Raw genomic sequence first — 9,835 nt, 5'->3', positions numbered from 1 at the left:
GACGGGAAGGTGACGGTCGGACCAGAGACTGCCTGACATTCCCCATACCGTCCCGAGAGACCCTGACCAGGCGCGATGGCCGGGGTTCGCTGCCGCCTGCCCGCTGATCTCTATTTTCGGGTCAGAGACCATGCGTTCCGTTCCGATCCCTGTGGATGCAAGCAAGCTCGCCATCACCTGCGTGAAGGCCGCGCGCCCTCGCGTGCTCAACCGCGACACCGGCGAGATCAAGACCGACAAGGACGGCAACACCGTCTACGAGGTCACCGTCTCCGTCGAGGACGAGCTCGGCCGGATCGAGCTCGTCAAGATCGGCATCACCGGAGAGCCGCCCATCAAAGCAGGAGACGCCGTCAACGCGGTCGGCCTGCTCGGCTACGTGTGGGAGATGGCCGGCCGGTGGGGCATCTCCTACCGCGCCTCAGCCCTGCTCCCCGCACGGGAGGCCGCCGATGCGTGACGCGCTGCTCGTACTCACAGTCCTGGCCGCTACGGCGGCCGGGCTGTGGGCCTGGCGCCGCCTGCACTACCCCTCGTTCTGGCTCGCGCTCGGGTTCCCGCTCGCCGCCCTATTCGTGCGCACGTCGTGGCGGCGGGTGGCGCTCGGCTGCGGGCTGACCAAGAAACGGCAACGCTGGTGGTTCACCACCGTGCCCGGCGCAATCGCCTCCACCGGCCTGGTCAAGGTCCGCCGCCGCTTCCAGCGGGTCGCCGTCGACACCAAACCGTTCATGTGGCTGCCGCTGCCCACCCGGAACGGCTGGCGGGTCACCCTGCACACCCTGGAAGGCCAGACACCTGGCGACTACGCCGACGCCGCCGAACGGCTCGCGCACTCCTGGGGCGTGCACGCCGTGCGCGTCTCCTCCGACAAGCCGGGCCGGGTCCGGCTATCAGTGACGGTGCGGGATCCCCTGGTAAAGGTCGAGGAGCTGCCGCCCTCCACCGAACTGCTCAAGGTCACCGTCGGCAGGCTGGAGACCGGCGGCCCATGGGTCATCGACTTCAAGACGGTGCCGCACTGGATCAACGCCGGGGCCACCCAGTCCGGCAAGTCCAACCTCGCCAACGCACTCATCGTCGGCCTCGCGCCGCAACCGGTGGCACTGGTCGGCTTCGACCTCAAGGGCGGAGTCGAGTTCACCCCGTACGCGCCGCGCCTGTCCGCGCTGGCCACCACCCGCGCCGAGTCCGTGACTCTGCTAGAGGACCTCGTCGGGCTGATGCTCGACCGGATGGGGCTGTGCCGTCAGGCCGGTGCCCGCAACATCTGGCAGCTCCCACCCGCCATCCGCCCGGTGCCCGTCGTCGTGCTGGTGGACGAACTGGCTGAGCTGTATCTGATGGCCGACAAGTCGGAGAAGGACGAGATCGCCAAGACCTCGACCGCGCTGCTGCGGGTCGCCCAGCTCGGGCGAGCGTTCGGCATCTACCTGTTCTGCTGCGGCCAGCGCATCGGCTCCGACCTCGGCCCCGGCGTCACCTCTCTACGCGCTCAATGCTCAGGACGGATCTGCCACCGGGTCAACGACCCCGAGACCGCCACCATGACCCTCGGCGACCTCGACCCCGCCGCACTCGTCTCCGCCCGTGCCATCGCCGCCGAGACACCCGGCGTCGCCATCGTCGCCAGCCATCGTCGCGACCCCTTGTATGCGGCTTACGTCCTCGTTCTGGCCACCGGCCTGCGCCGTGGTGAGCTCCTCGGGCTCCGATGGCAGGACGTGGACCTGGACAACGCCGAGATGACGATCGCCTGGCAGCTCCAGCGCGTCCGGGGCCAGCTCCATCACCGCGAGACCAAAACTGAAGCGTCCGATGCCGTCCTCCCCTTGATAGACGTCTGCGTCACCGCGTTGAAGGGGCGCCGGGAAGATCGGGAACGCTCACGCAGGGCCGCGGGAAACGAGTGGATAGAGAACGGCTTGGTGTTCACGACTAGGACGGGCAGGCCTATCGAGCCCCGCAACTTCAACCGCAGCTTCGCCAAAGCCATCGAACATGCCAAGGTACGGAGCATCCCGGTTCACGCGACCCGCAAGACGTGTGCCTCTCTGCTGGTCGCTCTGGACGTTCACCCGAGGATCGCCATGCAGATCCTCCGCCACAGCCAGATCGCCGTGACTATGAACATCTACAGCGAGGTCTCATCCGAAGCCACGCGAAACGCGCTCAGACGGCTCGGCGAACAACTCTTCTGAAGATCGGAACTTAAGGGGCCGTCTCGCAAGAGGCGGCCCCGCACTCGTTCCCCCTTGATCACCTCGTCCGCCGTCATCCCACCGCGTAGCGGCAGCGGGCCGGGGACGTAGGTGCAAGCCCGGCTTCGCGTGTACCTTGAGTGGCTTTCGTTCCGCGATCATTTGATGCCGACGGCCAGAGCCGGGCTTGCGCCGGAGGAGTCGGTCTGCTGGGCTCTGCCTGGGGCAGCGGTGGGCGAGGTGATCAAGGCCTCAGCCATCATGGAACGATCACCTCGGGGCCGGGGTCCCCCGCCGGAGGCGTCTTCGACTGGGGCGGTTGCTGTACGGACCTGCTGTACGGCAATGAAAAAGGCCGTCTCTGATCATCAGAAACGGCCTTTGACCTGGGTGGAGATGAGGGGATTCGAACCCCTGACCCCTTCGATGCGAACGAAGTGCGCTACCGGACTGCGCTACATCCCCAAGGACTCGACCAGATTAGCAAACTCCGGAGGGTCCTCGCGCCACCGTTTCAGTCCCCCACCGCCCGCCTGGGCGGTTCGGCGTACTGATCGAACAGGACGTCCGCATGCAGAGCCGCGAGATCGATGATCTCGGCCTCCGCCTCCTCCACGGCCTGCCGCCGCTCCCGCGCCTGCCGCCGCCGCTCAGCGCGCGCCTGACGGGCGCGAACGCGGCGTTCGCTGTCCACCTGTACGGCGATGCGCAGAAACGCCATGTACGTCAGCATGATGACGACGGACGGCGCCACACCCCACCACGGGATCATCTTGACCGCGGCCGTGACGACGGAGGCGATCACCAGCAGGGCGGTGAAGAACAGGAGCCGGCGCCGACGGGCTACGATGATGGCTCGGCGGCGCAGCCGGAACTGCCGTACATCGACCTTCTCGAACTCGGCCAGCGAGGCCCCATCGTCCTCGTCGGTGTCCGAAGGGTCCAGGTTGTCGAGGTCGGGCAGTGCGTGTTCGCCGGTGTAGTGCTCTTCGAGCTCGGCCAGCTCCGCGAGGTTGGTCTTGTCCTTGCGCAGCCACATCGGAATGAGGACGCAAAGCCACATCACCACGATGGCCAGATAGAGGAGGACGCTGCTCACGGCCACCTCCGGGCAGCACGAAGACGCGGGCGTGCTCGCTGCGTCTTCAATGTGCTCACGTCACGCACCGTAAGACCGCGTGTCACTGATTGACGAGCATTCGGTGCGGTGTGTCGCGAGATCGTCAAACCTCTTCGACGGGAGAACCACCCTGAGCGGCTGATTCTCGAGCGCGACGCCATTGCACGAGCAGCCCGCCAGGAACATCCTCAACGGTCAACGCGTAGCAAATGTGGTCGCGCCAGGCTCCATCGATGTGAAGTTGACGACGCCGAATGCCTTCTTCCCGGAATCCGAGCTTCTCAACCACCCTACGGCTGGCCTGATTCTCGGGACGGATGTTCGCCTCTATCCGATGCAATCCCGTGGTGAAGAAGCAATGGTCAACGGCCATGGCGAGGGCGGTGGGCGTGATCCCCCGGCCGGCCAGCGCGCCGTCGATCCAGTATCCGACCTGGGCAGAACGGGCAGATCCCCACACGATGGCGCCCACGGTCAACTGCCCCGCGAACCGCCCCCCGTACGTCACCACCCAAGGCAGCGCCAGCCCCTGCCGCGCCTCACGGCGGAGGGTGCCGACCATGGAGATGTAGGGCCCGAGCCCTGTCCTGAACAGCGGCGTCTCAGGATTGCTCGGCTCCCAGGGACGCAGCCAGTCGGCATTGCGCAGCCGCGTCTCGCGCCACACGCGTACGTCGCTCAGCCGCAGCGGCCGCAGACCTACCGGACCCTCCTCGAGGGTCGCCGGCCAGCCACGAAGTCGATCCACACCTCTCATCATCCCCCTATCGGGCATGATGTCGCCACGGGTCCCCGATCATCCGGCCCGAATCACGTTCAGCGCGGGTGGTCGCCGCCCCGGATCTGATCGACCGCGTGCCGCAGAATCGGCGCGAGTACGGCCACGCCATCGCGTACGCCACCGGAAGATCCCGGCAAATTCACGATCAAGGTATCCCCTGCCTGACCCGCGAGCCCGCGGGACAACACAGAGGTGGGCACCCGCTCTCGATTCGCGAGCCGAATGGCCTCGGCTATACCGGGAATCTCCCGGGAGATCACCCGGGCTGTCATCTCCGGCGTGAGGTCCATGGGCGTCAACCCGGTCCCCCCGGTGGTGACGATGACGTCATACCCCCCCGAAACGCCATCACGCAGTGCCGCCTCGACAGGCGCGCCGTCGGGCACCACCACCGGCCCCTCGACCTCGCAGCCCGCATCGACGCGTAGCAGCTCGGCCAGCAACGGCCCGGATTTATCCTCATAAATCCCGGCCGACGCCCGGTTCGACACGGTGATCACGAGTGCCCGAATCATGCTGGTTCCCGAGTCCAGCGGCCGGTCTTCCCGCCCAGCTTCTCCTCCACCCGGACATCGGTGATCACCGCGGCCGGGTCGACCGCCTTGACCATGTCGATCAGTGCCAGCGCCGCCACGGAAACCGCCGTCAGCGCCTCCATCTCCACGCCCGTACGGTCGGCCGTCTTGACCCGGCACGTGATCCCCACGCCCCAGTCCTCGACGTCCAGCGTCACCTTCACCCCGTGCAACGCGATCGGATGGCAGAGCGGGATCAGGTCGGGCGTCCGCTTCGCCCCCATGATCCCCGCGATCCGCGCCACCCCGAGCGCGTCGCCCTTCGGCACCTCTCCCGACCGCAGCAAGGCCACGGCCTCGGCCGACAGCAGGACCCGCCCCGTGGCCGTGGCGGTGCGAGCCGACACGTCCTTGGCCGAGACGTCGACCATGCGAGCCGCGCCGGTCTCATCGATATGGGTCAACTCACTCATCGCCGAACCACCTCCAACCCGCTCACAGCGGGATCACCTGCACGGAAGCCCCCTCGGCCACCTCGGTCACGTCCTCCGCGACCACGATCAGCGCGTTCGCCGCGGCCAGGGCGGCGAGTTGGTGCGAGCCCTGCCCGCGCACCGGCGAGACCGTGCCGTCGGGCGCCAGCACGCCGCGCAGGAACGAACGCCGCCCGGCGGGTGACCGCAGCGACGCGAGGGTCCGCGCGGTGACCGACTCCGGCATGCCGCCGTTGAACCCGCGCATCTTGTCGAGCGCGGGGCGTACGAACAGCTTGAACGACACAAAGGACGACACCGGGTTGCCGGGCAGCGCGAAGATCGGCACCTGGTCGTCCCCCAGGACGCCGAACCCCTGCGGCATCCCCGGCTGCATGGCCACCTTCTCGAAACGAACCGTCCCCAAAGGCGACAGAGCCTCCTTGACCGGCTCGTAAGCGCCCATCGAGACGCCGCCGCTGGTGATGATCGCGTCGGCGCGTACGAGCTGGGTGTCGAGTTGTTCGAGCAGGACGCCCGGATCGTCCCCGACGGTACCCGCGCGGAAGCCCTCGCCGCCCGCCTCGCGGACGGCGGCGGTCAAGGTGTAGCTGTTGGAGTCCCAGATCTGCCCGAGGGCCAGCGGGCCACCGGGCTCGACCAGCTCGGCGCCGGTGGAGATGACGACGACCCGAGGCCGCGGCCTGGCCCAGACGCTCCGCCGTCCCACTCCGGCGATGATCCCCAGTTGCGCGGGGCCGATCACCGTGCCCGCCTCGAGTACCACCTCACCGGCCTGGACGTCCTCGCCCGCGCGCCGGACCGCGTTGCCGGCCTGCACCGGGCGATCGATGCGTACGGAGACCTTCCCCCCGTCCGTCCATTCGACCGGCACCACGGCATCGGCGCCGGCCGGCATCGGGGCCCCGGTCATGATGCGCACGGCGTGCCCAGGCCCGACGGCCCGCAACTCCTGGGATCCGGCCGGCACGTCGTCGGTCACCGGCAACGTAACCGGAACATCCGAAATATCAACAGACCGTACGGCATATCCGTCCATGGCCGAGTTGTCGAACGGCGGCAGCGGCACCGGCGAGGTCAGGGTTTCGGCCAGCGTCGCCCCCAGCACCTGCTCGAGTTCGAGCTCCAGCGGCGCCAGAGGACGCACAGCGGCCAGGATGTCGGCCAGATGCGCGTCAACCGATTTCATCGAGGAACTCCCGCAGCCACGGCACGAACTCCGACGCCAGATCCTCCCGGCCCGCCGCGAACTTCACCACAGTCCGCAAATAGTCCAACTTGTCGCCCGTGTCATAGCGCCTACCCCGGAATAGCACACCGTGCACCGGCCCGCCCTCCTCGGCGCCGCGCGCGGCGAGCGTACGCAACGCGTCGGTGAGCTGGATCTCGCCCCCGCGCCCCGGCGGTGTGTTCTCCAGCACCTCGAACACGACGGGATCGATCACGTAGCGGCCGATGATCGCCCAGTTGGACGGCGCCTCGTCGGCCGGCGGCTTCTCCACCAGGTCGGTCACCCGCACGACGTCGTCCTCGGCGGTGGCCTCGATGGTGGCGACGCCGTACAGCGAGACCTGCTCCTTGGGCACCTCCATCAGCGCGATCACGCTCCCCCCGAACGTGTCACGCACCTCGATCATGCGCTTGAGCAGCGGGTCGCGGTAGTCGATCAGGTCGTCGCCGAGCAGGCACGCGAAGGGATGGTCGCCGACGTGCTGCTTGGCGCAGAGCACCGCGTGGCCGAGGCCCTTGGGCTCGCCCTGCCGCACGTAGTGGAGCGTCGCCAGCGAGGCGGGCTCACGAACCTGGGACAGCCGGTGCTCGTCGCCCTTGGCCTCCAGGGCCTCCTCCAGCTCGAACGCGCGGTCGAAGTGATCCTCGATGGACCGCTTATTCTTGCCAGTGACCATGAGCACGTCCAAGAGCCCGGCGGAGGCGGCCTCCTCGACGACATACTGGATCGCGGGCTTGTCGACAATGGGCAACATCTCCTTGGGTGTCGCCTTGGTCGCCGGAAGGAACCGGGTGCCCAGACCCGCGGCGGGCACGACGGCTTTCGTCACAGGGTCGAAGTCAGCCATGAGTAGACCCTAGTGGAGGGACCTGTGGACAAGATGAACCTGCGCCGCGAGCTTGATGCGGCGCGCGCCTCCCTCTCCCCCGAACAACTGCGCGCAAACGCCATCAAGGTCCGCGAAACGCTGCTCGGACAACCGTGGGTCCAGATGGCCGGTCTGGTGGCTTGCTACTGGTCAACGGGGTCGGAGCCGGATACGCACGGGCTCGTGTTCGCTCTGTGGAAACATGGTGCCACGGTGATCCTGCCCGTCCTTCGCACGGACAATGACCTGGATTGGGCGGTGTACGACGGGCCGGACACCCTCGCCCCGGGCCGCTACGGGATCATGGAGCCGGTCGACACGCGCCGCGGCGTCGAGGCCGTCCGCACCGCCGCGCTCGTGATCGTGCCCGCCCTGGCGGTGGACAGGAAGACGGGGGTACGCCTCGGCCGAGGCGGCGGCTCGTACGATCGTGCCCTGGCCAGAGTGGGTCCGAACGTGCCGACGGTGGCCCTGCTGCACGACGGCGAACTGATCGACGGCGTCCCCTCGGAGCCGCACGACCGTCAAGTCCGCTATGCCATGACACCCGAGGGACTCACTAGTCTTATGTGAACTGGGGTGCGAGAGGGGGCGGAATGACGCTTGATATCTGGCTCCTCCTGGGTGCCGGAATCGTCATCGCGGCAATCGCCTCCGTTCGCCTCGCGCATCGCACCGGCCTGCCCAGCCTTCTGATCTTCCTGGGCTTCGGCCTGCTTCTGGGGGATTCCGGATTCGGGATCCCTTTTGACAACCCGTACCTCGCCCAGGAGATCGGGCTGACCGCACTGGCGGTGATCCTGGCCGAGGGCGGGCTCACCACCAACTGGTCCCATGTACGACGTTCCGTCCCCATGGCCGTGGTGCTGGCCACCGTGGGCGTGGCGGTCAGCATCGTCGTGCTCGCACTGCTCGTACAGGGACTTCTCGGGCTCAGCACGCACATGGCGCTGATCCTTGGCGCGGTGCTGGCCTCCACCGACGCGGCGGCCGTCTTCTCCGTGCTACGCAGACTGCCGCTCCCGCCGCGGCTGGCGGGCGTTCTGGAGGCCGAGTCCGGGTTCAACGACGCGCCCACGGTCATCGCCGTGGTGCTGCTCAGCGGGGCGGCGCACGCGTCCGCCACGTTGGGAACGTTCCTGCTGGAGACCTCGATCGAGCTGGTCATCGGCGGCGCGGTCGGCCTCGCCATCGGCCCCGCGGGCGCGTACGCCCTGCGCCGCGTCGCCCTGCCCGCCTCCGGCCTCTACCCCATCGCCGTGCTCGCGCTCACCTTCGTCTCGTACGGCGGCGCGGTGCTGCTGCACGGCTCCGGCTTCCTGGCCGTCTACCTGACGGCGCTGATCCTGGGCAATTCGCGGCTGCCGCACCGGGCGGCGACCAGAGGCTTCGCGGAGGGCGCTGCGTGGCTGGCGCAGATCGGGCTGTTCGTCATGCTGGGCCTGCTGGCCAGTCCCTGGGAGATGCCGTCGGCGATCGTCCCCGGCCTGATCATCGGCACCGTCATGGTCCTCCTGGTGCGCCCGGTGGCCGTGGTGGCGAGTTCGGTGGTGGCTTGGGCGATGCGGCTCGGCTGGGTGAGCTGGCGTGACCAGGCGTTCCTTTCGTGGGCGGGGCTGCGCGGCGCGGTCCCGATCGTGCTCGCGACCATCCCCTGGGCGAGCGGGGTCGAAGGGTCCAAGGAGATCTTCAACGAGGTCTTCGTGGTCGTCATCGTGTTCACCCTGCTCCAGAGCCCGACGCTGCCGTTCGCCGCCCGGCTGCTCAGGGTGGCCGCGCCGGCCGAGGCCCACGACCTCGCGGTGGAGTCGGCGCCGCTGGAGGAGCTCCAGGCGGACCTGCTGCAGGTCAGGGTCCCGGTCGGCTCGCGCCTGCACGGCGTGGAGATCTTCGAGCTGCGCCTCCCGGCCGGTGCCGCGGTGACCTTGATCGTCCGCGACGGCAAATCGTTCGTACCCGCCACCACCACCCGGATCAGGGCGGACGACCAGCTCCTCGTCGTCGCCACCGCCGCCTGCCGTGACGAGGTCGAACGCCGCCTGCGCGCCGTGAGCCGCAGCGGAAAGTTGGCCGGATGGTACGGAGAGCGGGGACTGGAATAGGAGTTTGGACCTATCGGTTACCATTAGCAGTCGCATCGTTCGAGTGCCAGACTCTGAAGGAGGAGCCGCGTGCCGACATACCAGTACGCCTGCCACGATTGTGGTGAGCAGCGCGAGGTCGTTCAGAAGTTCACGGATGATGCGTTGACGATCTGCCCGGCCTGCCAGGGCAACCTGCGGAAGGTGTTCTCCGCCGTCGGCATCGTGTTCAAGGGTTCCGGTTTCTACCGCACCGACAACCGCTCGTCGTCGGCCTCTTCCACGGCCCCCGCCGCCTCGAAGTCTGGGGAGTCCGGGGAGAGCAAGTCCACCGAGACCAAGTCCAAGTCCGCGGATTCGAGCTCCTCCACGTCGTCGGCTCCCGCGCCGGCCGCCGCGTCCAACTGACGAGCTTCATGGGGGCGGTCGACGTTCGCCCCCAGCAGGAGCCGCGACCCGGCGAGCCTTGCCCAGCCGGCCGGAGTTATCCACAACCACCGAGTCGCGCTGCGGACTTATCCACAGAACCCCACTCCACCCCTCT

General features: G+C 68.2%; 11 protein-coding genes and 1 tRNA gene. 5 read left to right on the top strand and 7 right to left on the bottom strand.

The window, feature by feature from the left end; genetic code table 11:
• Positions 1-181: 181 nt before the first annotated feature.
• Both ITP53_RS50635 and ITP53_RS50630 read left to right on the top strand, forming a co-directional pair.
• Positions 182-460 (top strand): SCO3933 family regulatory protein, encoded by a 279-nt coding sequence (locus ITP53_RS50635; protein ID WP_328818462.1) that lies wholly within the window; start codon positions 182-184, stop codon positions 458-460.
• Entirely contained in the window at positions 453-2,201 is a 1,749-nt protein-coding gene (locus ITP53_RS50630; protein ID WP_195902651.1) for an FtsK/SpoIIIE domain-containing protein, read from the top strand. Before ITP53_RS50635 ends, ITP53_RS50630 begins: the two co-directional genes overlap by 8 nt.
• A 391-nt stretch (positions 2,202-2,592) precedes the next feature.
• Here ITP53_RS50630 and ITP53_RS50625 read toward each other — a convergent pair.
• From ITP53_RS50625 to galU, 7 genes are all read right to left on the bottom strand, one after another.
• Positions 2,593-2,666, bottom strand: a tRNA-Ala gene (locus ITP53_RS50625).
• A 49-nt stretch (positions 2,667-2,715) separates the two neighbouring features.
• Complete coding sequence (gene sepX / locus ITP53_RS50620; RefSeq protein ID WP_195902650.1) at positions 2,716-3,300, bottom strand: divisome protein SepX/GlpR; 585 nt, start codon at positions 3,298-3,300, stop codon at positions 2,716-2,718.
• A gap of 124 nt (positions 3,301-3,424) precedes the next feature.
• Positions 3,425-4,078, bottom strand: a complete 654-nt coding sequence (locus ITP53_RS50615) for a GNAT family N-acetyltransferase (protein ID WP_195902653.1) — start codon at positions 4,076-4,078, stop codon at positions 3,425-3,427.
• A gap of 59 nt (positions 4,079-4,137) precedes the next feature.
• Positions 4,138-4,617 (bottom strand): MogA/MoaB family molybdenum cofactor biosynthesis protein, encoded by a 480-nt coding sequence (locus ITP53_RS50610; RefSeq protein ID WP_195902649.1) that lies wholly within the window; start codon positions 4,615-4,617, stop codon positions 4,138-4,140.
• Complete coding sequence (moaC, locus tag ITP53_RS50605; protein WP_195902648.1) at positions 4,614-5,090, bottom strand: cyclic pyranopterin monophosphate synthase MoaC; 477 nt, start codon at positions 5,088-5,090, stop codon at positions 4,614-4,616. Before moaC ends, ITP53_RS50610 begins: the two co-directional genes overlap by 4 nt.
• A gap of 22 nt (positions 5,091-5,112) precedes the next feature.
• Complete coding sequence (gene glp, locus ITP53_RS50600) at positions 5,113-6,300, bottom strand: molybdotransferase-like divisome protein Glp (protein WP_195902647.1); 1,188 nt, start codon at positions 6,298-6,300, stop codon at positions 5,113-5,115.
• A complete protein-coding gene (gene galU, locus ITP53_RS50595; RefSeq protein WP_195902646.1) occupies positions 6,287-7,189 on the bottom strand; it encodes a UTP--glucose-1-phosphate uridylyltransferase GalU in 903 nt (300 codons plus the stop codon). The genes glp and galU overlap by 14 nt, the downstream gene beginning before the upstream one ends.
• Positions 7,190-7,222: 33 nt before the next feature.
• Between galU and ITP53_RS50590 the strand changes: the two genes are divergently transcribed.
• The 3 genes from ITP53_RS50590 (at position 7,223) to ITP53_RS50580 (ending at position 9,699) form a co-directional block, all read left to right on the top strand.
• Positions 7,223-7,783, top strand: a complete 561-nt coding sequence (locus ITP53_RS50590) for a 5-formyltetrahydrofolate cyclo-ligase (RefSeq protein ID WP_207757581.1) — start codon at positions 7,223-7,225, stop codon at positions 7,781-7,783.
• 23 nt (positions 7,784-7,806) lie between these two features.
• Entirely contained in the window at positions 7,807-9,312 is a 1,506-nt protein-coding gene (locus ITP53_RS50585) for a potassium/proton antiporter (RefSeq protein WP_195902644.1), read from the top strand.
• A 69-nt stretch (positions 9,313-9,381) separates the two neighbouring features.
• Positions 9,382-9,699 (top strand): FmdB family zinc ribbon protein, encoded by a 318-nt coding sequence (locus ITP53_RS50580; protein ID WP_195902643.1) that lies wholly within the window; start codon positions 9,382-9,384, stop codon positions 9,697-9,699.
• Positions 9,700-9,835 lie beyond the last annotated feature (136 nt).

This window comes from Nonomuraea cypriaca (assembly GCF_015645445.1).
Classification (GTDB): Bacteria; Actinomycetota; Actinomycetes; order Streptosporangiales; family Streptosporangiaceae; genus Nonomuraea; species Nonomuraea cypriaca.
The sequence above is the reverse complement of the archived record's forward strand: the minus strand, read 5'-3'. Positions and strand labels throughout refer to the sequence as shown.

Excerpts from the sequence above, each read along its gene's own strand:
- ITP53_RS50630 (WP_195902651.1), top strand. The coding sequence starts at position 453 with ATGCGTGACGCGCTGCTCGTACTCACAGTCCTGGCCGCTACGGCGGCC.
- ITP53_RS50615 (WP_195902653.1), bottom strand. The coding sequence starts at position 4,078 with ATGAGAGGTGTGGATCGACTTCGTGGCTGGCCGGCGACCCTCGAGGAG.
- ITP53_RS50610 (WP_195902649.1), bottom strand. The coding sequence starts at position 4,617 with ATGATTCGGGCACTCGTGATCACCGTGTCGAACCGGGCGTCGGCCGGG.
- moaC (WP_195902648.1), bottom strand. The coding sequence starts at position 5,090 with ATGAGTGAGTTGACCCATATCGATGAGACCGGCGCGGCTCGCATGGTC.
- glp (WP_195902647.1), bottom strand. The coding sequence starts at position 6,300 with ATGAAATCGGTTGACGCGCATCTGGCCGACATCCTGGCCGCTGTGCGT.
- galU (WP_195902646.1), bottom strand. The coding sequence starts at position 7,189 with ATGGCTGACTTCGACCCTGTGACGAAAGCCGTCGTGCCCGCCGCGGGT.
- ITP53_RS50590 (WP_207757581.1), top strand. The coding sequence starts at position 7,223 with ATGAACCTGCGCCGCGAGCTTGATGCGGCGCGCGCCTCCCTCTCCCCC.
- ITP53_RS50585 (WP_195902644.1), top strand. The coding sequence starts at position 7,807 with ATGACGCTTGATATCTGGCTCCTCCTGGGTGCCGGAATCGTCATCGCG.